This window comes from Rhodococcus sovatensis (assembly GCF_037327425.1).
In the GTDB taxonomy this organism is placed as follows: Bacteria; Actinomycetota; Actinomycetes; order Mycobacteriales; family Mycobacteriaceae; genus Rhodococcoides; species Rhodococcoides sovatense.
In genome coordinates this window covers 3210750-3232326 of sequence record NZ_CP147846.1, presented here as the reverse complement: position 1 = coordinate 3232326, position 21577 = coordinate 3210750, and the positions used below count along the sequence as shown (strand labels likewise).

At 61.1% G+C, this 21577-nt stretch carries 17 protein-coding genes, 2 rRNA genes and 1 pseudogene; 17 read left to right on the top strand and 3 right to left on the bottom strand.

Features of this window, described 5'->3' with window-relative positions:
- The first annotated feature begins 66 nt into the window (after positions 1 to 66).
- The 13 genes from WDS16_RS14895 (at position 67) to WDS16_RS14835 (ending at position 11671) form a co-directional block, all read left to right on the top strand.
- Positions 67 to 735, top strand: coding sequence for an L-threonylcarbamoyladenylate synthase (locus WDS16_RS14895; protein ID WP_338886022.1), 669 nt, complete (start codon positions 67 to 69; stop codon positions 733 to 735).
- Positions 732 to 2015 (top strand): serine hydroxymethyltransferase, encoded by a 1284-nt coding sequence (gene glyA, locus WDS16_RS14890; protein WP_338886021.1) that lies wholly within the window; start codon positions 732 to 734, stop codon positions 2013 to 2015. The genes WDS16_RS14895 and glyA overlap by 4 nt, the downstream gene beginning before the upstream one ends.
- The gene (locus WDS16_RS14885; protein ID WP_338886020.1) at positions 2012 to 3226 is read left to right on the top strand and encodes an MraY family glycosyltransferase; all 1215 of its coding nucleotides are present in this window, start codon (positions 2012 to 2014) and stop codon (positions 3224 to 3226) included. Before glyA ends, WDS16_RS14885 begins: the two co-directional genes overlap by 4 nt.
- Positions 3227 to 3257: 31 nt before the next feature.
- The gene (locus tag WDS16_RS14880) at positions 3258 to 3710 is read left to right on the top strand and encodes a hypothetical protein (protein WP_338886019.1); all 453 of its coding nucleotides are present in this window, start codon (positions 3258 to 3260) and stop codon (positions 3708 to 3710) included.
- A 409-nt stretch (positions 3711 to 4119) separates the two neighbouring features.
- Complete coding sequence (gene atpB / locus WDS16_RS14875) at positions 4120 to 4845, top strand: F0F1 ATP synthase subunit A (RefSeq protein ID WP_422395672.1); 726 nt, start codon at positions 4120 to 4122, stop codon at positions 4843 to 4845.
- A gap of 96 nt (positions 4846 to 4941) precedes the next feature.
- On the top strand, positions 4942 to 5190 hold the full coding sequence (locus WDS16_RS14870; RefSeq protein WP_068370103.1) for an ATP synthase F0 subunit C: 249 nt from the start codon (positions 4942 to 4944) through the stop codon (positions 5188 to 5190).
- A gap of 6 nt (positions 5191 to 5196) precedes the next feature.
- Positions 5197 to 5760 (top strand): F0F1 ATP synthase subunit B, encoded by a 564-nt coding sequence (locus tag WDS16_RS14865; protein ID WP_068370101.1) that lies wholly within the window; start codon positions 5197 to 5199, stop codon positions 5758 to 5760.
- 7 nt (positions 5761 to 5767) lie between these two features.
- Positions 5768 to 6595: a F0F1 ATP synthase subunit delta gene (locus WDS16_RS14860; protein ID WP_338886017.1), complete on the top strand. Its 828-nt coding sequence runs from the start codon at positions 5768 to 5770 to the stop codon at positions 6593 to 6595.
- Positions 6596 to 6688: 93 nt separating this feature from the next.
- A complete protein-coding gene (gene atpA / locus WDS16_RS14855; protein WP_338886016.1) occupies positions 6689 to 8332 on the top strand; it encodes a F0F1 ATP synthase subunit alpha in 1644 nt (547 codons plus the stop codon).
- A 51-nt stretch (positions 8333 to 8383) separates the two neighbouring features.
- On the top strand, positions 8384 to 9358 hold the full coding sequence (locus WDS16_RS14850) for a F0F1 ATP synthase subunit gamma (protein ID WP_338886015.1): 975 nt from the start codon (positions 8384 to 8386) through the stop codon (positions 9356 to 9358).
- Positions 9359 to 9361: 3 nt separating this feature from the next.
- Positions 9362 to 10810, top strand: coding sequence for a F0F1 ATP synthase subunit beta (gene atpD / locus WDS16_RS14845; protein ID WP_338886014.1), 1449 nt, complete (start codon positions 9362 to 9364; stop codon positions 10808 to 10810).
- 30 nt (positions 10811 to 10840) lie between these two features.
- A complete protein-coding gene (locus WDS16_RS14840) occupies positions 10841 to 11200 on the top strand; it encodes a F0F1 ATP synthase subunit epsilon (protein WP_068370087.1) in 360 nt (119 codons plus the stop codon).
- Positions 11201 to 11233: 33 nt separating this feature from the next.
- Positions 11234 to 11671 carry a DUF2550 domain-containing protein gene (locus WDS16_RS14835; RefSeq protein ID WP_338886013.1) on the top strand — a complete coding sequence of 146 codons (438 nt, stop codon included), beginning with the start codon at positions 11234 to 11236 and terminating at the stop codon, positions 11669 to 11671.
- A 2-nt stretch (positions 11672 to 11673) separates the two neighbouring features.
- On the opposite strand, the gene WDS16_RS14830 is transcribed toward WDS16_RS14835, so the two are convergent.
- Complete coding sequence (locus WDS16_RS14830) at positions 11674 to 12258, bottom strand: cob(I)yrinic acid a,c-diamide adenosyltransferase (RefSeq protein ID WP_338886012.1); 585 nt, start codon at positions 12256 to 12258, stop codon at positions 11674 to 11676.
- A 55-nt stretch (positions 12259 to 12313) separates the two neighbouring features.
- Here WDS16_RS14830 and murA point away from each other — a divergent pair, with 55 nt between their 5' ends.
- The gene (gene murA / locus WDS16_RS14825; protein WP_338886011.1) at positions 12314 to 13567 is read left to right on the top strand and encodes a UDP-N-acetylglucosamine 1-carboxyvinyltransferase; all 1254 of its coding nucleotides are present in this window, start codon (positions 12314 to 12316) and stop codon (positions 13565 to 13567) included.
- Positions 13568 to 13573: 6 nt separating this feature from the next.
- Here the strand turns inward: murA and WDS16_RS14820 are convergent, their stop codons facing one another.
- Together WDS16_RS14820 and WDS16_RS14815 are read right to left on the bottom strand one after the other, a co-directional pair.
- Positions 13574 to 14611 carry a PLP-dependent aminotransferase family protein gene (locus WDS16_RS14820; RefSeq protein ID WP_338893460.1) on the bottom strand — a complete coding sequence of 346 codons (1038 nt, stop codon included), beginning with the start codon at positions 14609 to 14611 and terminating at the stop codon, positions 13574 to 13576.
- A 186-nt stretch (positions 14612 to 14797) separates the two neighbouring features.
- Positions 14798 to 14980 (bottom strand): annotated as a pseudogene (locus tag WDS16_RS14815) (GntR family transcriptional regulator); the annotation flags it as partial.
- 80 nt (positions 14981 to 15060) lie between these two features.
- Here WDS16_RS14815 and WDS16_RS14810 point away from each other — a divergent pair.
- The 3 genes from WDS16_RS14810 to WDS16_RS14800 all read left to right on the top strand — a co-directional run bounded on the left by WDS16_RS14810 (position 15061) and on the right by WDS16_RS14800 (position 21456).
- Entirely contained in the window at positions 15061 to 15759 is a 699-nt protein-coding gene (locus tag WDS16_RS14810) for a pyridoxamine 5'-phosphate oxidase family protein (RefSeq protein WP_338886010.1), read from the top strand.
- Between the two features lie 678 nt (positions 15760 to 16437).
- Positions 16438 to 17955 (top strand): 16S ribosomal RNA (locus tag WDS16_RS14805).
- 339 nt (positions 17956 to 18294) lie between these two features.
- A 23S ribosomal RNA gene (locus WDS16_RS14800) occupies positions 18295 to 21456 on the top strand.
- Together the 16S and 23S rRNA genes form the textbook arrangement of a ribosomal RNA operon.
- Positions 21457 to 21577 lie beyond the last annotated feature (121 nt).

Below are 21577 nucleotides of genomic sequence, written 5' to 3'. Positions count from 1 at the left end.
TCGACATGCGACGCACTGGGCCAACCTTGACGTCGTCGGCGATGGAACGAGTGACAGGATAGGGGGGTGAGTACCGTCTACGACTGCCAGCACGCCGATTCTCGAGCAGCCGGGTTGTCCGCAGCCCGGGGCGCACTCAAGTCCGGACGTCTCGTGGTCATGCCGACCGACACCCTGTACGGCCTCGCGGCCGACGCGTTCGACGGTAGCGCTGTCACCGATTTACTCCGGGCAAAAGGTCGCGGCCGAGACATGCCGGTGCCGGTGCTGGTCGGTTCTTGGAACACGATCGACGGTCTCGTGGGTAGCGTCAGGCCGCGTACGCGAGATCTGATCAGGGCATTCTGGCCCGGCGCGCTGAGTCTCGTCGTGCAGCAGGCACCGTCACTCGCGTGGGATCTGGGCGACGCGCACGGCACCGTGATGCTCCGTATGCCATTGCATCCGGTCGCGCTGGAACTATTGCGTGAGGTCGGTCCGCTCGCGGTCTCCAGTGCGAACATCTCGGGACAGCCTCCTGCGACGACGGTGACCGAGGCGAGGGACCAGCTCGGCGGTTCGGCTGCGGTCTACCTCGATGGTGGTCCTGCCGAGCATGCAGTCGCATCGACGATCGTCGATCTGACATCGGAACAGCCGAAGATACTGCGTGCAGGTGCAATTTCGACCGATGCCATCGCCGAGGTACTCGGGGTCACCGCGGACAGTCTCGTGCAGGGGAGTGTGGCGCAGTGACGGAACCCCGATTCTCCGGTCCGGATTTCGCCGAGCTCGAGGCAGTCGATCCCGAGATCGCCGACATCGTCACCGGTGAACTCGACCGATTGCGTGGAGGCCTACAGCTCATCGCCAGCGAGAATCTCACTTCGGCTGCCGTGCTGGCAGCGCAGGGAAGTGTCCTGACGAACAAGTACGCCGAGGGGTACCCGGGCAACCGCTACTACGGTGGATGCGAGGTGGTGGACCGCGCCGAAACTCTCGCGATCGAGCGCGCCAAATCCCTGTTCGGTGCCGACCACGTCAACGTGCAACCGCATTCGGGGGCAAATGCGAACCTGGCCGTATACGCGGCTTTCGCGCAACCGGGCGACGCCGTACTCGCGATGAGCCTGCCGCACGGAGGCCACCTGACTCATGGCTCCAAGGTCAATTTCTCCGGCAGGTGGTTCACCGCCGTTCCGTATCACGTGCGCCGCGACACCGAGCTCATCGACTACGACGAGGTACGCGAGCTGGCGCTAGTGCACCGACCCCGGATCATCGTCGCGGGAGCGACGGCCTACTCGCGTGAGATCGACTTCGCAGCGTTCCGATCCATCGCCGACGAGGTGGGTGCGATCCTGTGGGTGGACGCGGCACATTTCATCGGACTGGTTGCCGGACAAGCCATTCCGTCGCCCGTCCCGTATGCCGACGTTGTGTCTGCCACCACGCACAAAGTGTTGAGGGGGCCGCGCGGGGGCATGCTGATGTGCCGTCAGGAGCACGCACGAGCCATCGACAAAGCTGTCTTCCCGTTCAGCCAAGGCGGCCCGATGATGCACACCATCGCAGCCAAGGCGGTGGCGTTCCGCGAAGCACAGACCGAAAACTACCGCCGGTATGCGGCTCAGGTGGTCGCCAACGCACAAGCGCTGTCTCAGTCGCTGACCGATGCTGGGATGCGTGCGGTCTCGGGCGGCACCGACACCCACCTTGCGTTGTTCGATCTGCAGCATCTCGGCGTCGACGGCCGCACCGCAGAAGCACGGTGCGCAGCGGCCGCGATCGTCCTCAACAAGAACGCGATTCCCTTCGATCCGGCTCCACCTGCTGTGGCGTCGGGCATTCGGGTCGGGTCTGCAGCGGTGACGAGCCAAGGATTCGATGCCTCCGATATGAACACCGTCGGTGTTCTGCTCTCGCGTGCCGTCCGAGCCGAGGCAGGCACCGTAGGCGGTGACCGTGAGCTGGCTTCCGTGAAGAACGACGTGACGGCTCTCGTGACGCGCAAGCCGGCCTACCCCGACGCATGACGGTCGAGATCCTCGCGCAATCCGGGCAAGGCGCGGGCGTCCCGATCCGGGAGCTCCTGCTCGTCTTTCTCACCGCGGCTGTCGTGACGTTCCTGGCCACCGGGGGTGTTCGAGTTCTTGCCATCAAGTTCGGGGCGGTCGCTGCTCCACGTGAGCGAGACGTCCACGTGACTCCGACGCCGCGTCTCGGCGGCACTGGGATGTACCTCGGAATGCTGGTGGCGCTGCTGTTCGCGTCGCAACTGCCTGCTCTCGCCCGAGGATTCAACCCCGAGTACAACCAGGACGTCCCGGCGGCGATGGTAGCCGGATTCGTCATCGTGGCGGTCGGCATCATCGACGACCGGTGGGGTCTCGATGCCCTCACGAAATTCGTCGGCCAGGTGACAGCCGCTGGAGTCCTGGTCGTCATGGGCGTCAGCTGGTATCTGCTCTATCTGCCGTGGGGGCCGGACGGTGGCAGCACTCTCGTCCTGGACCAACTACAGGCCGGTCTTGTCACCGTGTTGATCACCGTCGTGATGGTGAACGCGATGAACTTCGTCGACGGTCTCGATGGCCTGGCAGCCGGGCTCGGGCTCATCGCGTCGCTCGCCATCTGTGTGTTCTCGGTTGGTTTGCTTCACGAACAGGGCGGCGACGTGAGCATCTACCCGCCTGCGGTCATTGCCGCGGCGCTCGCCGGTGCCTGCCTCGGGTTTCTCCCGCACAACTTTCAGCCCGCCCGCATCTTCATGGGCGATTCGGGATCCATGCTGATCGGACTGATGCTCGCGACGGTGGCGACCAGCGCATCGGGCCGAATCCCGCTCGTGGCGTACGGTCCACGGGATTTGCTCGGCCTCCTGTCGCCGCTCCTACTTGTCGGCGCGGTCATGTTCATTCCGATACTCGACCTTCTGCTGGCGGTCATCAGGCGTACCCGGGCGGGCCGTAGCCCCTTCAGCCCCGACAAGATGCATCTGCATCACCGATTGCTTCAGATCGGACATTCGCATCGTCGAGTCGTCCTGGTCATCTACTTGTGGGTCGGAGTGCTCGCATTCGGTGCCGTCGGATCATCTTTGATCGATCGACGAATCGTCGTGCTGCTGGTTGCAGCCGGTCTGGTGTTCGCACTGGTGGTGACTGCAGTACCGACTATTCGCCTCGACATGGCTCGGCAGAATCGACGCACGCGGAAAGCCGGCCGACGAGGCCGTCGGGGCTGACGTCCGGCGCGGCTGGGTAGTCTGTGCGTCTGTGAGCTTCTCTCCTACGCCGGTGCCCGATCAATCCGACTCGATGCGTGCTGCAGTTCGCTACGGCATCATCGGTCTGGCGGTGTTGACCGTACTCGGTGCCGTCATCGCGACGCTGGTCGCTGGAATTCCCGGACTGTGGGGAGCTCTCATCGGTGCGGCACTCGGTGGCGGGTTCATTCTGACCACGGCGTTGTCCATTGCACTGACCTCGAAGATTCCGCCGACGATGGCCGGTGCAGTGCTGCTGGGTGGCTGGATCGTCAAGATGCTGCTCGCCGTTGTGGTCTTGGCGGTATTGAAGGACATGGATTTCTACAGCAAGAAGTCGTTGGCGCTCGTCGTGGTAGCTGCTCTGGTTCTCGTTCTCGGTGCGGAGGTCTACGGCGTCGTGCGCACCAAGGCTCCGTACGTGGACGACAAACCAGACAACACCGAGTCCGACGGTGCGTAGTACGACGAACGGTCGTAATCGGTCAAGAAACAGCCCCACCTACACAACGTCGTAGTTGTGTTGATAAAGTTCCGACCAAGGGAGGGTTCGACTGCCGCGAACAGGACATATCGCGTGGCAAGAAGATCCTCACAGGTAGCCGACGTCGCGTGACTTTACTTACAGACGCGCCCGAAGAGTTACCGAGTCGACGTGAGTCGCCGACACCCGACAGACGCTGGCCAGTGAAGACCAGGCCTCAGCTGCTGACGACCTCGAGCCGATATCGTCGACTTGATAGATCGTCAATGTCCGATCGAACCGCAGTCGTTTGGCGTCTGCGGCCCGAACACGGGAGAGACCGCTGAGCGTCACCAACCTGGCTGCGGAGTTCCACCCGCCGTCACTATCCGACTTCTTTCCTCCCGCTGTGTTGTTCGAAGGCACCCCCTTCGAACTCGACCGGCTGATGCTGATTCGCATTCTCATGACCCTCGTGTTGGTCGTGCTGTTCGCTGTCGCGATGCGCGGGCCGAAGGTTGTACCGCGGGGTCTGCAGAACGTCGTCGAGTACATGCTCGACTTCGTCAAGGTGCAGATCGCCGACGAGATTCTCGGCAAGGAACAGGGCAAGAGGTTCCTACCGATCATCATGACGATCTTCTTCGCCGTGTTGTTCATGAATCTCTCCGGAATCATCCCGTTCCTGAACATCTCGCCGAACGCTCGTATCGGTATGCCGATCGTGCTCGCGTTGATCGCCTACGTGACGTTCAACTACGTTGGAATCAAGAAGTACGGCTTCTTCAAATACGTCAAGAGCAGCGTCGTTGTCCCGGATGTGCCGCCAGCGCTGCACATCATCCTGATCCCGATCGAGTTCATCTCGACGTTCATCCTTCGACCGTTCACGCTCACCGTGCGTCTCATGGCCAACATGCTGGCCGGTCACCTCATGCTCGTGCTGTTCTTCAGCGCGACCCAGTTCTTCTTCTTCCAGGCTGCGGCGGGAATGAAGATCTTCGGCCTGTTCTCGCTTGCAGCAGGTTTCGGCTTCACGCTGTTCGAGATGCTCGTCATCGGACTGCAGGCGTACGTGTTCGCACTGCTCACCGCGGTGTACATCGACCTCGCCCTGCACGCAGACTCGCACTAGTACTGCACGCCGACTCTCACTAGACCGCACGACGACAAGATCTACCTGACCCACGCACCGACCGGTGATGGGCAACAGAAAGGGAACGGAATTCAAATGAGCCTCGCGTACCTGGCACAGGAAACGACCAGCACGGTGACCGGCGCTGGATACGGTGCAATCGGTTACGGCCTCGCTGCCATCGGACCTGGCATCGGTGTAGGCATCGTGGTCGGCAAGGCCATCGAGGGCATCGCCCGTCAGCCTGAGCTCCAGGGCACCATCCGTACCAACATGTTCCTCGGCATCGCGTTCACCGAAGCGCTCGCGCTGATCGGTATCGTCGCCGGCTTCCTGTTCGGTTAATCCGACATGGCAACCGACATCGCGTTCTTGGCCGCGGCGGAAGGCGAGGACATCAATCCTCTTCTCCCCGCGACTTACGACATCGTTTGGTCTGCGGTCTGCATCGCTGTCATCGGCTTCGTCTTCTGGAAGTACATCCTCCCGAAGTTCCAAGAAGTCCTGACGCAGCGTAGCGAGCTGATCGAAGGCGGCATCAAGAAGGCCGAAGAGGCTCAGGCGGAGGCTAAGGCTGCTCTCGAGCAGTACCAGAAGCAGCTCGCCGACGCTCGTCACGAAGCCGCGCAAATCCGTGAGGACGCGCGTGCTCAGGGACAGGCCATCCTCGCCGAGTTGAAGACGAAGGCGCAGGAGGAAAGCGACCGGATCGTGGCCGCAGGTCACAGCCAGCTCGTTGCTCAGCGTCAGCAGATCGTTACGGAACTCCGTAGCGACCTCGGACGCACGGCAGTGGAACTCGCGGAGAAGGTCATCGGCGAGCAGCTGTCCGATGAGGCGAAGCGTGCTGGATCCATCGACCGCTTCCTGAGCGAACTCGACTCCGTTACCGCTGATTCTGCAGCGGGAAAGTGAGATAACCATGTACGCAACTTCTCGTGAGGCTCTGGCCCGCACGCGTTCGGTTGCGAACGATGCGCTTGGGTCCGCGTCGGCAGGGCAAGCAACTGCTGCTGCCGCGCAGACCGGTGCAGAGCTCTTCGCTGTCGTGGAGACCCTCGACGGACAGCGCACGTTGCGTACCGCGCTGTCCGACGCCTCGGTTTCCGCGGAACGTCGCAGCGCGCTGGCGGAGGAACTCTTCGCCGGACAGGTTTCGGAGACTACCTCGAAAATCCTGAAGACCGCTGTCACGGAGAGCTGGTCCAAGGCATCGGATTTGCTGAACTCACTGGTCGTGCTGGGCCGCGAAGCTCTGCTTCGTGCCGCGGCCGACCAGGATCAGCTCGATACCGTCGAGGACGAGCTGTTCCGTCTCGGCCGGATCGTTGCAGCCAACCCGCAGCTCGAGCAGGCCCTGTCGGATCTCGGCAAGCCTGTTGCGGCCAAGCGTGAGCTGCTCGGACGTCTGCTGTACGGCAAGGTGACTGCGGTTACCGAGGCGTTGGCGATCCAGACGGTCAGTCGTCTCCGTAAAGCGGCACCCGCCGACGCACTGGACGAGCTGGCAGGACTGGCAGCGCAGGTCCGCGACCGAGCTGTGGCGCACGTGCGCAGTGCGGCACCCCTCAGTGACAGCCAGCTCGAGAAGCTGACTGCGACATTGACGCGTACCTACGGCAAGCCCGTCACCGTACATGTCGAGGTCGATGCCGAACTGCTCAGCGGACTTGTGGTCCGAATCGGCGACGAGGTCATCGACGGTAGTGGGGCAGGCCGCCTCGCTGCATTGCGAAAGACGCTCAAGTAGTACGAGTACGGCACCACAGTCTGGACGAAGAGGCGTTTCGAAATTTCGAAAGCCTTTAATACCGCGATCATTGAAGGAAGAGCAGGAAAAAATATGGCGGAGCTGACGATCTCCTCCGACGAGATCCGTAGCGCGATCGAGAACTTCACCGCGAGCTACTCACCGGAGTCCTCCCGCGAGGAGGTCGGCACGGTTACCGACACGAGCGATGGAATTGCGCACGTGTCCGGTCTTCCGTCGGCGATGTCCAACGAGCTGCTGGAATTCCCCGGCGGCGTTCTCGGTGTTGCGCTCAACCTGGATGCCACCGAAATCGGTGCCGTCATCCTCGGTGACTACGAGCACATCGAAGAAGGCCAGGAAGTCAAGCGCACCGGCGACGTTCTGTCCGTGCCGGTCGGCGACGGCTACCTCGGCCGCGTCGTCAACCCCCTCGGTCAGCCGATCGACGGTCTGGGCGACATCGAGTCCAGCGAGCACCGTGCTCTCGAACTGCAGGCTGCCTCGGTACTCGAGCGCCAGCCGGTCGAAGAGCCGCTGCAGACCGGCATCAAGGCCATCGACGCCATGACGCCGATCGGCCGCGGACAGCGTCAGCTCATCATCGGCGACCGCAAGACCGGCAAGACTGCCGTCTGCATCGACGCCATCCTGAACCAGAAGGCCAACTGGGAGTCCGGCGACGAGAAGAAGCAGGTTCGCTGCATCTACGTCGCCATCGGTCAGAAGGGCTCCACGATCGCAGGCGTCAAGGCTGCGCTCGAAGAGCAGGGTGCCCTCGAGTACACGACGATCGTCGCGGCTCCGGCATCCGATTCGGCCGGCTTCAAGTGGCTCGCTCCGTACACCGGCTCGGCCATCGGCCAGCACTGGATGTACCAGGGCAAGCATGTCCTCATCGTGTTCGACGACCTGACCAAGCAGGCCGAGGCGTACCGCGCCATCTCGCTGCTGCTGCGCCGTCCGCCGGGCCGCGAGGCATACCCGGGTGACGTCTTCTACTTGCACTCCCGTCTGCTGGAGCGGTCGGCGAAGCTGTCCGACGAGCTCGGTGGCGGATCGTTGACGGCGCTGCCGATCATCGAGACCAAGGCCAACGACGTCTCGGCGTACATCCCGACCAACGTCATCTCGATCACCGACGGTCAGGTCTTCCTCGAATCGGACCTCTTCAACAAGGGTGTTCGTCCCGCGATCAACGTCGGCATCTCGGTATCCCGAGTCGGTGGCGCCGCGCAGACCAAGGGCATGAAGAAGGTCTCTGGCTCACTCCGTCTCGAGCTGGCTCAGTTCCGTGAGCTCGAAGCCTTCTCCGCGTTCGCATCCGACCTCGACGCTGCATCCAAGGCTCAGCTCGAGCGCGGTGCGCGACTGGTCGAGCTGCTCAAGCAGGATCAGTACTCGCCGGTTGCCGTCGAAGATCAGATCGTGTCGATCTGGCTCGCCGGTCAGGGCACCTACGACTCGGTTCCCGTCGGCGACGTTCGTCGCTTCGAGAGCGAGTTGCTCGAGGATCTGCACCGCAACGCCAGCGGCGTGTACGACAACATTGCCGGCGGCAAGGCACTGGACGACGACACGCAGAAGGCGCTCCTCGAAGCCACCGAGAAGTTCAAGGCAGGCTTCCTCGACTCCGAAGGCAACACCGTCGTCAACGAGGCCGAGGCAGACACGCTGAACCCGGACGAGGTCAGCCAGGAGCAGGTCAACGTCACCCGCAAGACAGTCAGCAAGTAGGCCGGCGATGACAGGTGACAAGACGAGCAAAGAAGGGAGCGTGAACAGCTGATGGCAAGCATTCTCGAGCTGCGTTCCCGGATCAAGTCGGTCAACTCGACGAAGAAGATCACCAAGGCGCAAGAACTGATCGCCACGTCGCGAATCACCAAGGCGCAGGCCCGTGTTGCAGCCTCCAAGCCGTACGCGGAAGAGATCACCAAAGTGCTCTCGGCTCTGGCCAGTGCGTCGGGTTCGCTCGATCACCCATTGCTGAACGAGCGCGCCGAACCCAAGCGTGCGGCTGTCCTGGTCGTGACCAGCGACCGTGGCATGTGCGGTGGCTACAACTCCAACGTCCTCAAGGAAGCGGAGGAGCTGTTTCAGCTTCTGCGCAAGGAGGGCAAGGACCCGGTCATCTACGTGCTCGGCGCGAAGGGGCTCGGTTACTACACCTTCCGCGAACGCGACGTGAAGGGTGCATGGACGGGCTTCTCACAGGAGCCCGGCTACGCCGACGCGGCGAAGGCCAGTAGGCATCTGGTCGAGCTGTTCATGGCGGGATCAGGCTCCGAGGTGGACGCCCCCAACGGTGAAGGCACCATCGAGGGCGTCGACGAACTGCACATCGTCTACACACGTTTCGTGTCGATGCTGACGCAGAAGCCCGAAGTTCGCCGGATGGCACCGCTGGAGATCTCGTACACCGACGAAGAGATTCAGATGGGCGCAGATGCGCTCACCGATTCGCCTTCGGCGGCGGATGCGCAGGCCCAGTACGACTTCGAGCCCGAGGCCGGAACGCTTCTGTCGGCTCTGCTGCCGAAGTACATCAGCACGAGGATCTACTCCTCGTTGCTCGATGCGGCTGCGTCCGAGTCGGCTGCGCGCCGTACCGCAATGAAGGCGGCAACGGACAACGCGAACGAATTGGTCGAGAACCTGAGCCGTCAGGCCAACCAGGCTCGGCAAGCCCAGATCACCCAGGAAATCAGCGAAATCGTTGGTGGCGCAAACGCGTTGGCTGACAGCGCAGGAAGTGACTAAGCAATGACCGCAGCAGTAGCCCAAGAGAACGCGAGCGGAGCGGACACACAGTCCGGCCGTGTCGTTCGGGTCATCGGCCCCGTTGTGGACGTCGAGTTCCCGCGCGGCTCCATCCCCGCCCTGTTCAACGCCCTCCACGCAGAGATCACTCTGCCGACCGTGGCCAAGACCCTGACGCTCGAGGTCGCACAGCACCTCGGTGACAACTTGGTCCGCACCATTTCCATGCAGCCGACCGACGGACTCGTCCGCGGCACGGACGTCGTGGACAGTGGCAAGCCGATCTCGGTTCCCGTCGGCGACGTCGTCAAGGGCCACGTCTTCAACGCCCTCGGTGACTGCCTCGACACCCCGGGCCTCGGTCGCGACGGCGAGCAGTGGGGCATCCACCGCAAGCCACCAGCCTTCGATCAGCTCGAAGGCAAGACCGAGATCCTCGAGACCGGTATCAAGGTCATCGACCTTCTCACCCCGTACGTCAAGGGCGGAAAGATCGGACTGTTCGGTGGTGCCGGTGTCGGTAAGACCGTTCTGATCCAGGAAATGATCACCCGTATCGCCCGCGAGTTCTCCGGTACCTCGGTGTTCGCAGGCGTCGGTGAGCGCACTCGTGAGGGCACCGACCTTCACCTCGAGATGGAAGAGATGGGCGTCCTTCAGGACACCGCCCTTGTCTTCGGCCAGATGGACGAGCCGCCCGGCACGCGTATGCGCGTCGCGCTGTCGGCACTGACAATGGCGGAGTACTTCCGCGATGTGCAGGGCCAGGACGTGTTGCTCTTCATCGACAACATCTTCCGCTTCACGCAGGCAGGTTCCGAGGTATCGACCCTGCTGGGACGTATGCCTTCTGCCGTGGGTTACCAGCCGACGCTGGCGGACGAGATGGGTGAGCTCCAGGAGCGCATCACCTCGACCCGTGGACGCTCGATCACCTCGCTGCAGGCGATCTACGTTCCCGCCGACGACTACACCGACCCGGCGCCTGCGACGACGTTCGCCCACCTCGACGCAACGACCGAGCTGTCGCGTCCGATTTCGCAGATGGGTATCTACCCCGCTGTGGACCCGCTCAGCTCGACATCGCGAATCCTCGAGCCCGGCATCGTCGGTGCAGAGCACTTCCGCGTTGCCAACGAGGTGAAGCGCATTCTGCAGAAGTACAAGGAACTGCAGGACATCATCGCCATCCTCGGTATGGACGAGCTTCAGGAAGAGGACAAGGTTCTGGTCGGCCGTGCACGCCGCCTCCAGAAGTTCCTCGGCCAGAACTTCATCGTCGCGGAGAAGTTCACCGGTGAGCCAGGCTCGGTCGTGTCGCTGTCCGACACCATCGAGGCGTTCGACAAGGTCACCAAGGGCGAGTACGACCACCTCCCTGAGCAGGCATTCAACAGCTGTGGTGGTCTCGACGACGTCGAGGCAGCAGCCAAGAAGATCGCCGGAAAGTAGCCCGACGTGACTTCTTCGGAAACGAACGGCATGGAGGTCTCCCTCGTCGCGGTCGAGCAGAAGCTATGGTCCGGCAACGCGACCTTGGTGAGTGCTCAGACCACAGAGGGCGAGATCGGCATCATGGCCGGTCACGAGCCGGTCCTCGGCCAGCTGGTCGAGGCAGGCACGGTCTCCATCACCACGGTCGACGGCGAGCGAATCGTCGCGGCTGTACACGGTGGATTCCTGTCGGTGACGGGTAAAGCCGTCACTGTCCTCGCGGAGTCTGCGGACTTCGCCAAGGACATCGACGTCGATGCAGCTCGAGCGGTACTGGACGCGGGCGGTGACGACAAGGAGGCACTCGCGATGGCGAAGGGCCGAATTCGCGCCGCCGAGCGGGCCTAGGTTTCACGAGAAAGCCGCGACGGGGCCAGCGAGATGCACATCGGAGTGATTGTTCTGATCACCCTGGTTGTGCTGCTCGCAGGCCTCGTCGCGGCTTTTCTGTATCGTCTGACCATTCTTCGCCGTGGCGGTACCGCGGCGATCATGCGGGTTACTCCGTCGGCTGGCGGCAGCGGCTGGCGGCACGGTGTCATCCGATACGGCGACAACACCCTCGTCTTCTTCAAACTGTCGAGCCTTCGGCCGGGGCCGGATCACCGGATGACACGTCAAGGCATCGAAGTGGGTGAGCGCCGCAAGCCTCGGGCAGACGAGTTCGACATCATGACCGACGAGATCGCGGTTCTCGAGCTCACCGACCACGGTCGACACTTCGAGATTGCTCTGGACAGGGGAGCGCTGACGGCGTTCCTGTCCTGGCTCGAATCTCGCCCGTCGGGCCGCTCACGGCGCGGTCGCCCGGCCGCTTAGATCTATCCGTCGGTGGAGCGAGATGCTCCCGGCACCCATTGGACGTCACCCTCGGGGTTCGCATGTCTACTGAGGATGAACAGCAGGTCAGACAGTCTGTTCAAGTATTTCGCCGGCAATGTGCTCGTATCCTCCGGGCTCGCATCGACGGCCGCCCACGCCGCGCGTTCAGCGCGACGGGCCACCGTGCGCGCGGAGTGCAGCAGAGCGCCCAGTGGCGTTCCACCCGGCAGAATGAAGGACGTCAAGGGCTCGAGGTCCTCGTTGAACTCGTCGCACCATCCTTCGAGTCGGTCGATGTAGGTCTGGTCGATGCGTAGCGGAGGATACTTGGGCTCATGAACCACCGGTGTGGACAGATCAGCACCGGCGTCGAACAGATCGCTCTGGACGGTACGGATGACCTGGACGACCTTCTTCGACGGATTGCCCAGTGCCAGAACGACTCCGAGGCTGGCGTTCGTCTCGTCGCAGTCGGCGTAGGCGACGACGCGCGGGTCGGTCTTCGGTACGCGGGAGAAGTCACTCAACCCGGTCGTGCCGTCGTCGCCGGTGCGGGTGTAGATCCGAGTCAAGTGCACAGCCATGGCGCTACGGTACCGCTCGGCCCTGACCGGCGGGGCGTGGCTACGCTGTCGAACTGTGAGTGAACGCTTTTTGGTCTCCGGTGGTAACCGACTTGTCGGCGAGGTGTCGGTCGGCGGTGCGAAGAACAGCGTCCTCAAGCTGATGGCAGCGGCGCTTCTGGCAGAGGGTACGAGCACGATCACCAACTGCCCCGATATTCTCGATGTGCCGTTGATGGCCGAGGTCTTACGCGGACTCGGGTGTGAGGTCGTGCTCGAAGGCTCGGTCGTGCACATCACGACGCCCGCCGAACCGACCCATCGTGCAGATTTTCCGGCGGTGACGCAGTTCAGGGCGTCGGTCTGCGTGCTTGGTCCGTTGGTCGCTCGCTGCAAGCGTGCGGTGGTCGCGCTGCCGGGTGGGGATGCCATCGGCTCGCGCCCTCTCGACATGCATCAATCCGGACTGCGGTTGCTCGGTGCGCACAGCGAGATACAGCACGGGTGCGTCGTTGCCGAGGCAGAAGAACTGCGCGGAGCCAATATTCGGCTTGCGTTTCCGTCTGTCGGAGCGACCGAGAACATTCTGATGGCAGCGGTCCTCGCCAAGGGTGAGACCGTCATCGACAACGCGGCGCGCGAACCCGACATCGTCGATGTGTGCAACATGCTCAACAAGATGGGCGCTCAAGTCAGTGGTGCCGGTACTTCGACACTGACCATCAAGGGTGTCGAATCGCTGAAGCCCACCACGCACAAGGTGATCGGTGATCGCATCGTGGCGGCCACTTGGGGAATCGCAGCAGCGATGACTCGTGGTGATGTCCGTGTTCGCGGCGTCAATCCGAAGCATCTGTCGTTGGTTCTCGACAAGCTGCGGGCGGCCGGTTCGGAGGTTACGTCCGAAGCCGATGGTTTCCGGGTCGTACAGCACGAGCGCCCGACAGCTGTGAACTTCGCGACGCTTCCGTTCCCCGGTTTCCCGACCGATCTGCAGCCGATGGCGATCGGACTCGCTTCGGTTGCGAACGGAACTGCGATGATCACCGAGAACGTGTTCGAAGCTCGATTCCGATTCGTGGAGGAGATGATTCGGCTGGGTGCGGATGCTCGAACCGACGGACACCACGCTGTTGTGCGTGGGGTTCCGCAGCTATCGAGCGCTCCCGTGTGGTCTTCGGACATCAGGGCCGGTGCGGGTCTGGTCCTGGCGGGGCTGTGCGCCGACGGGGTCACCGAGGTTCACGACGTCTATCACATCGACCGTGGTTATCCCCGGTTCGTCGAGAACTTGACCGATCTCGGCGGCAGCATCGAGCGAGTGAACTGACACGGATCAGGTCAACTGCGTCAGCGCGTCGACGAGCATGTCGAGGGCGTAGTTGAGTTCGTCGTCGGACACCGACCCGTACCCGACGATCAAGCCGGCAACCGGGGAGATGCTTCTTGTCGACCGCGCGAGGGTTTCGACGTCGACCCCCGCTGCTGCGACCTCCAGTGCCACCGACGTTGCAACTTTCGGGTCGAGTAACAGAGTTGTGTGCATTCCGGCGCCGACCCCACGGAGTTCGCCGAACCGCTCGAGGGCCGCTGCGACACGTCGGTCTCGCTCGCGGTAGAGCCGGCGAGCCGCACGGACAGTTCGGTCCCATTCGCCGTCGCGCAGCAACGAGGTCATCGCGTGTTGAACTGGCAGCGACGGGTAGTCGCCCAGATCGATACGCAACTCGGCGATCTGCTCGACGATGTTCGGCGGTGCTACGAGCCAGCCGATCCTGATGCCACCGCCGAGTGTCTTGGCGACCGTGCCCAGGTAGATTGTCCTGTCCGGTGCGAACTCGGCCACAGTCGGTAAAGGTGCTACGTCGTAACGGAATTCGGAATCGTAGTCGTCCTCGACGATCATGATGTCGCGAGAACGTGCGAAGTCAGCAAGTTCGCGTCGTCGGCCGACAGTGAGCAATCCACCGGTCGGGTACTGGTGGGATGGAGTCACGTAGACGGCACGGGTGCGATTGGGTGCTCGGTCGAGCTCGGCGGTGACGAGCCCGTCGCCGTCGACAGCGACGTCGTGTATCGACCAGCCCCAGCGGCGAGCAGTGGAGGTGGCGACGTGGTACCCGGGATTTTCGTGGGCGAGCACAGGTGGGGAGGCGGAGAGACCCTGACCCAGGACGGGCAGCGACAGGCTCATCCCGTGCATGCTGCCGGTCGTGATGACGATGGAATCAGCGTCGGTGTGCAGTCCGCGTGCACGGCCCAGCAGGTCGGCGACCGCCGAGCGGAGGTGCGCCTCGCCGCGCGGATCCGGATAGGCCTGTGGCGGCTGGGCGTTGCCGACGTCTCGCCACGCGCGTTTCCATGCCGCAGACATCTGCGGGATCCATGGTGTCCCGGTGGCCAGTCGTATTCTGCGGCCGCGCGATGAAGGTGTTTCTGCGGTTGTAGCGCGACTGGATACGGCCACGGCTCGAGCCTGCCCGTCGGCTGGAAGGCGTCGAACGAAGGTCCCGGATCCGCGCCGTGCGTGCAACCAGCCCTCGGCAGTCAACTGGTCGTATGCACTCTCTATGACCGCACGAGCGACACCGATTTCGGTGGAAAGTGCTCTGCTGCTGGGTAATCGAACGTCTGGTCCTACTTGTCCGTCACTGATCGCCGTGCGAATTCTGTCAGCAATCTGGACAGGCAGGGTCCGGGGATCCGAGCGGTCCACCGAAATGATCAACGACGACGGAAGCATGACCCACCTTCGAGTGGCCTATGAGTTTCTTGCATCAATGGACCGTGACACTAAGCCAATTATCGAGAACCATCAAGCGCATGAGCATCGACGACATGGCACTTTCTCCCACTCAGCGCTCGACTGTCAGGCGGGGCCGCGCGCGGGCGCGTCTCGTTCGCGCCGAATTGGCCGATGTCCTCGCCTCAGCCCGAATCTGCCACCTCGGTGTCGTGATCGACGGCGCACCCAGGGTTCTTCCTACGGTCTACGGAGTGGACCTCGAAGGTCCTGATCGCGGCGGAACGCTGTACCTCCACGGGTCCGTCGCTGCCCGGAGTCTGGTGGTGGCTCCGGATGCGGACATCTGCGTGACCGTCACGACTGTGGACGGCTTGGTACTCGCGAGATCCGGGTTTCATCACTCCATGAACTACCGAAGTGCAGTTGTCCTGGGTCGGCCCAGGCTGGTGACCGACGCCGCCGAACGGGGACGCGCCCTCGATGCGATCGTCGATCAGGTGATCCCGGGGCGGAGTCAGCACCTGCGCGCTCACACCAAGAAGGAGTTGGCCGCCACGGTCGTGCTGGCGCTCGCGTTGTACGAGGCGTCGGTGAAAACGCGGGACGGCGGACCGGTCGACGACGACGTCGACATAGAGGCCGACAGAGTGTGGGCGGGAGTCGTGCCGATAGGGGAGTGGGTGGGGGTAGCCGAGCCGGCAGACAACCTCGGCAGCTGCGTGAACCAGCCGGCTCACGTCTCTGCGCTCTGCAGCGCATCGCCCGGCCGCGGGTAGAAGTGAATCGTCTCAGACGGGGGTGCTCCGGAAAGCTTTGTGCCACAGGGTTTTTGTTCGACCGTACCCAGGCTTTTGCGGGGTGCCGCCGACGCGGGCGTGGTCGGGGCGCAATGCCTCCGTTGCGAGTTGGTCGCCGGTATGGTCAGCGTCACAGTGGCCAGAAGTCAGCACAGGCTCGATGACACTGCGGCCGTTTGGCCGCCCAGCTGCGGCGATGCGGTCGAAGCGAGCGTCCACCTGCCGATTTGCGCGACGGCATCCGCTCGCGTAACTTTTGTCGAGTCAGAGCGACGGACACCGACCAGGTCTTCACGGATGTGGCAACGAGGTTGTACGGGTTCTGGCGATGGAAGTGTAGTGTTGGTTTGTCCCCCAAGAGTCGGGCCTTGTGTCCGAGACCAAGCTGGGATAGGCTGGAACAGTTGCCCTCGATGCTTGCAGACGGTGTGTCTGTGGGTGTTGGGTGTGTGCGTGTTCTTTGAGAACTCAACAGTGTGTCGATGAATGTCAGTGCCGAAATTTTTTGTTTTGGTGAATGCATTCGATGTATCAGTCATCCGCTTGTGGTGGTTGTTGTCGGGTGTTGTTTTGAATTTGCTAGTTGAGTTTTTTTGCTAGTGATTTGACTCTTTTGTCTATGACTGATTTGTGGTTTCGACCATTGATCGAGAGTCTTTTACGGAGAGTTTGATCCTGGCTCAGGACGAACGCTGGCGGCGTGCTTAACACATGCAAGTCGAGCGGTAAGGCCTTTCGGGGTACACGAGCGGCGAACGGGTGAGTAACACGTGGGTGATCTGCCCTGCACTCTGGGATAAGCCTGGGAAACTGGGTCTAATACTGGATATGACCACAGCATGCATGTGTTGTGGTGGAAAGATTTATCGGTGCAGGATGGGCCCGCGGCCTATCAGCTTGTTGGTGGGGTAATGGCCTACCAAGGCGACGACGGGTAGCCGACCTGAGAGGGTGACCGGCCACACTGGGACTGAGACACGGCCCAGACTCCTACGGGAGGCAGCAGTGGGGAATATTGCACAATGGGCGGAAGCCTGATGCAGCGACGCCGCGTGAGGGATGAAGGCCTTCGGGTTGTAAACCTCTTTCAGCAGGGACGAAGCGTGAGTGACGGTACCTGCAGAAGAAGCACCGGCTAACTACGTGCCAGCAGCCGCGGTAATACGTAGGGTGCGAGCGTTGTCCGGAATTACTGGGCGTAAAGAGTTCGTAGGCGGTTTGTCGCGTCGTTTGTGAAAACCCGGGGCTCAACTTCGGGCTTGCAGGCGATACGGGCAGACTTGAGTGTTTCAGGGGAGACTGGAATTCCTGGTGTAGCGGTGAAATGCGCAGATATCAGGAGGAACACCGGTGGCGAAGGCGGGTCTCTGGGAAACAACTGACGCTGAGGAACGAAAGCGTGGGTAGCAAACAGGATTAGATACCCTGGTAGTCCACGCCGTAAACGGTGGGCGCTAGGTGTGGGTTCCTTCCACGGGATCTGTGCCGTAGCTAACGCATTAAGCGCCCCGCCTGGGGAGTACGGCCGCAAGGCTAAAACTCAAAGGAATTGACGGGGGCCCGCACAAGCGGCGGAGCATGTGGATTAATTCGATGCAACGCGAAGAACCTTACCTGGGTTTGACATACACCGGAAAACCGTAGAGATACGGTCCCCCTTGTGGTCGGTGTACAGGTGGTGCATGGCTGTCGTCAGCTCGTGTCGTGAGATGTTGGGTTAAGTCCCGCAACGAGCGCAACCCTTGTCTTATGTTGCCAGCGCGTTATGGCGGGGACTCGTAAGAGACTGCCGGGGTCAACTCGGAGGAAGGTGGGGACGACGTCAAGTCATCATGCCCCTTATGTCCAGGGCTTCACACATGCTACAATGGCCAGTACAGAGGGCTGCGAGACCGTGAGGTGGAGCGAATCCCTTAAAGCTGGTCTCAGTTCGGATCGGGGTCTGCAACTCGACCCCGTGAAGTCGGAGTCGCTAGTAATCGCAGATCAGCAACGCTGCGGTGAATACGTTCCCGGGCCTTGTACACACCGCCCGTCACGTCATGAAAGTCGGTAACACCCGAAGCCGGTGGCCTAACCCCTTGTGGGAGGGAGCCGTCGAAGGTGGGATCGGCGATTGGGACGAAGTCGTAACAAGGTAGCCGTACCGGAAGGTGCGGCTGGATCACCTCCTTTCTAAGGAGCATTCTCCAGGCCGTGCACTGCTGAACAGTCAGTAGATGATGGTGTGGCAGAGCCCGTTTCGTTCCCACATGTGGAACGGCGGGAGCTCACGGGTGGAACACTGACAATCAGACATCGCGTATCGGGGAGTCTTCAATGACTGTCCGGCGGTGGCTATATCGATGCACTGTTGGGTCCTGAGAGAACACGTGAGTGTTTCTTTCTAGGCAAGACATATACAGGCTTTCGCTTTCTAGCAGACCGCATCACTTCGGTGGTGGTCATGGTGTGGAGTGTGGGTGGGAGTGTGTGTGTTGTTTGAGAATTGCACAGTGGACGCGAGCATCTTTATTGTAAGTAGTTTAGAGCGTACGGTGGATGCCTTGGCACCAGGAGCCGATGAAGGACGTAGGAGGCTGCGATAAGCCTCGGGGAGCTGTCAACCGAGCTGTGATCCGAGGGTGTCCGAATGGGGAAACCCAGCACGAGTGATGTCGTGTTACCTGCACCTGAATATATAGGGTGTGTGGAGGGAACGTGGGGAAGTGAAACATCTCAGTACCCACAGGAAGAGAAAACAATTGTGATTCCGTGAGTAGTGGCGAGCGAAAGCGGAGGAGGCCAAACTTTGTGCGTGTGATACCCGGCAGGGGTTGCGTATGGAGGGTTGTGGGGTTTGCTTTGTCGATTCTGCCGGATCGGCCGACAGTGAGAAATCATGGTGTTAGTCGAAGTGGTCTGGAACGGCCTGTCGTAGAGGGTGAGAGTCCCGTAGACGAAAATACTGTGACTGTTGTAGTGGATACCCAAGTAGCAGCGGGCCCGTGAAATCTGCTGTGAATCTGTCGGGACCACCCGATAAGCCTGAATACTCCCTGGTGACCGATAGCGGACTAGTACCGTGAGGGAAAGGTGAAAAGTACCCCGGGAGGGGAGTGAAATAGTACCTGAAACCGTGCGCTTACAATCCGTCAGAGCCTTCGAGTGACTTGTTCGCTGGGGGTGATGGCGTGCCTTTTGAAGAATGAGCCTGCGAGTTAGTGGCATGTCGCGAGGTTAACCCGTGTGGGGTAGCCGTAGCGAAAGCGAGTCCGAATAGGGCGTATCCATGTTATGTGGTGTAGTGGCGTGTTCTAGACCCGAAGCGGAGTGATCTACCCATGGCCAGGTTGAAGCGACGGTAAGACGTCGTGGAGGACCGAACCCACTTAGGTTGAAAACTGAGGGGATGAGTTGTGGGTAGGGGTGAAAGGCCAATCAAACTCCGTGATAGCTGGTTCTCCCCGAAATGCATTTAGGTGCAGCGTCACGTGTTTCTCATCGGAGGTAGAGCTACTGGATGGTCTAGGGGGCTTACCGGCTTACCGAAATCAGCCAAACTCCGAATGCCGATGAGTGAGAGCGTGGCAGTGAGACTGCGGGCGATAAGGTTCGTAGTCGAGAGGGAAACAGCCCAGATCGCCAGCTAAGGTCCCTAAGCGTGTACTAAGTGGAAAAGGATGTGGGGTCGCGAAGACAACCAGGAGGTTGGCTTAGAAGCAGCCACCCTTGAAAGAGTGCGTAATAGCTCACTGGTCAAGTGATCCTGCGCCGACAATGTAGCGGGGCTCAAGTACACCACCGAAGCTGCGGCACTCACACAATAGCCCGCATATCCCTTACGGGGGGTGTGCCAGGTGTGTGGGTGGGTAGGGGAGCGTCGTGCAGCCGTGGAAGCATCGGAGTGATCCAGGTGTGGAGGCTGCGCGAGTGAGAATGCAGGCATGAGTAGCGAAAGACGAGTGAGAAACTCGTCCGCCGAATGACCAAGGGTTCCTGGGCCAGGTTAATCCGCCCAGGGTGAGTCGGGACCTAAGACGAGGCCGACAGGCGTAGCCGATGGACAACGGGTTGATATTCCCGTACCCGTGTGAACGCGCCCATGGTGAATCAGTGACACTAACCACCCTGAATCCACGTTACCGATCTCTTTCGAGAGTGAGGGGTGTGGTGGATGCGTGGGACCTGATCTGGTAGTAGCCAAGCGATGGGGTGACGCAGGAAGGTAGCTGGGCCAGTCAGTGGTAGTACTGGTGTAAGCCTGTAGGGCGAACGGTAGGCAAATCCGCCGTTCATTCGAGCCTGAGAGGTGATGCGTAGCCGATTGAGGCGAATTCAGTGATCCTATGCTGCCGAGAAAAGCCTCTAGCGAGCTTTCACACGGCCCGTACCCCAAACCGACACAGGTGGTCAGGTAGAGAATACTAAGGCGATCGAGATAACTATGGTTAAGGAACTCGGCAAAATGCCCCCGTAACTTCGGGAGAAGGGGGACCTCGTTCGGTGATCACTCTTGCAGTGTGAGCTGGGTGGGGTCGCAGAGACCAGTGAGAAGCGACTGTTTACTAAAAACACAGGTCCGTGCGAAGTCGTAAGACGATGTATACGGACTGACGCCTGCCCGGTGCTGGAAGGTTAAGAGGACCGGTTAACTGCCCTTGTGGTGGTGAAGCTGAGAATTTAAGCCCCAGTAAACGGCGGTGGTAACTATAACCATCCTAAGGTAGCGAAATTCCTTGTCGGGTAAGTTCCGACCTGCACGAATGGCGTAACGACTTCTCAGCTGTCTCAACCATAGACTCGGCGAAATTGCAGTACGAGTAAAGATGCTCGTTACGCGCGGCAGGACGAAAAGACCCCGGGACCTTCACTATAGCTTGGTATTGGTGTTCGGTTCGGTTTGTGTAGGATAGGTGGGAGACTGTGAAGCGGTGACGCTAGTTACTGTGGAGTCGTTGTTGAAATACCACTCTGATCGTATTGGATACCTCAACCTCGGACCATGATCTGGTTCAGGGACAGTGCCTGGTGGGTAGTTTAACTGGGGCGGTTGCCTCCTAAAATGTAACGGAGGCGCCCAAAGGTTCCCTCAGCCTGGTTGGCAATCAGGTGTCGAGTGCAAGTGCACAAGGGAGCTTGACTGTGAGACTGACAAGTCGAGCAGGGACGAAAGTCGGGACTAGTGATCCGGCACCGGCATGTGGAAGCGGTGTCGCTCAACGGATAAAAGGTACCCCGGGGATAACAGGCTGATCTTCCCCAAGAGTCCATATCGACGGGATGGTTTGGCACCTCGATGTCGGCTCGTCGCATCCTGGGGCTGGAGTAGGTCCCAAGGGTTGGGCTGTTCGCCCATTAAAGCGGCACGCGAGCTGGGTTTAGAACGTCGTGAGACAGTTCGGTCTCTATCCGCCGCGCGCGTTAGAAACTTGAGGAAGGCTGTCCCTAGTACGAGAGGACCGGGACGGACGAACCTCTGGTGTGCCAGTTGTTCCACCAGGAGCACCGCTGGTTAGCTACGTTCGGAAGGGATAACCGCTGAAAGCATCTAAGCGGGAAGCCTGTTCCAAGATGAGGTTTCTCACCCCCTCGAGGGGGTAAGGCCCCCGGCAGACCACCGGGTTGATAGGCCAGAACTGGAAGTCGGGTAACCGATGCAGGTGACTGGTACTAATAGGCCGAGGACTTACCATAAAAACATATGCAAGCGCGTCCACTGTGCAATATCTGAAACAACACACGAGTAGTTGTTCAGTAACACAATCGAATACACGAACCCGCATCCACCCGTATGGGTTGGATACACGGTTCGCTC

Excerpts from the sequence above, each read along its gene's own strand:
- WDS16_RS14885 (WP_338886020.1), top strand. The coding sequence starts at position 2,012 with ATGACGGTCGAGATCCTCGCGCAATCCGGGCAAGGCGCGGGCGTCCCG.
- WDS16_RS14870 (WP_068370103.1), top strand. The coding sequence starts at position 4,942 with ATGAGCCTCGCGTACCTGGCACAGGAAACGACCAGCACGGTGACCGGC.
- WDS16_RS14865 (WP_068370101.1), top strand. The coding sequence starts at position 5,197 with ATGGCAACCGACATCGCGTTCTTGGCCGCGGCGGAAGGCGAGGACATC.
- WDS16_RS14860 (WP_338886017.1), top strand. The coding sequence starts at position 5,768 with ATGTACGCAACTTCTCGTGAGGCTCTGGCCCGCACGCGTTCGGTTGCG.
- atpA (WP_338886016.1), top strand. The coding sequence starts at position 6,689 with ATGGCGGAGCTGACGATCTCCTCCGACGAGATCCGTAGCGCGATCGAG.
- WDS16_RS14850 (WP_338886015.1), top strand. The coding sequence starts at position 8,384 with ATGGCAAGCATTCTCGAGCTGCGTTCCCGGATCAAGTCGGTCAACTCG.
- atpD (WP_338886014.1), top strand. The coding sequence starts at position 9,362 with ATGACCGCAGCAGTAGCCCAAGAGAACGCGAGCGGAGCGGACACACAG.
- WDS16_RS14840 (WP_068370087.1), top strand. The coding sequence starts at position 10,841 with ATGGAGGTCTCCCTCGTCGCGGTCGAGCAGAAGCTATGGTCCGGCAAC.
- WDS16_RS14835 (WP_338886013.1), top strand. The coding sequence starts at position 11,234 with ATGCACATCGGAGTGATTGTTCTGATCACCCTGGTTGTGCTGCTCGCA.
- WDS16_RS14830 (WP_338886012.1), bottom strand. The coding sequence starts at position 12,258 with ATGGCTGTGCACTTGACTCGGATCTACACCCGCACCGGCGACGACGGC.
- WDS16_RS14820 (WP_338893460.1), bottom strand. The coding sequence starts at position 14,611 with ATGTCTGCGGCATGGAAACGCGCGTGGCGAGACGTCGGCAACGCCCAG.
- WDS16_RS14810 (WP_338886010.1), top strand. The coding sequence starts at position 15,061 with ATGAGCATCGACGACATGGCACTTTCTCCCACTCAGCGCTCGACTGTC.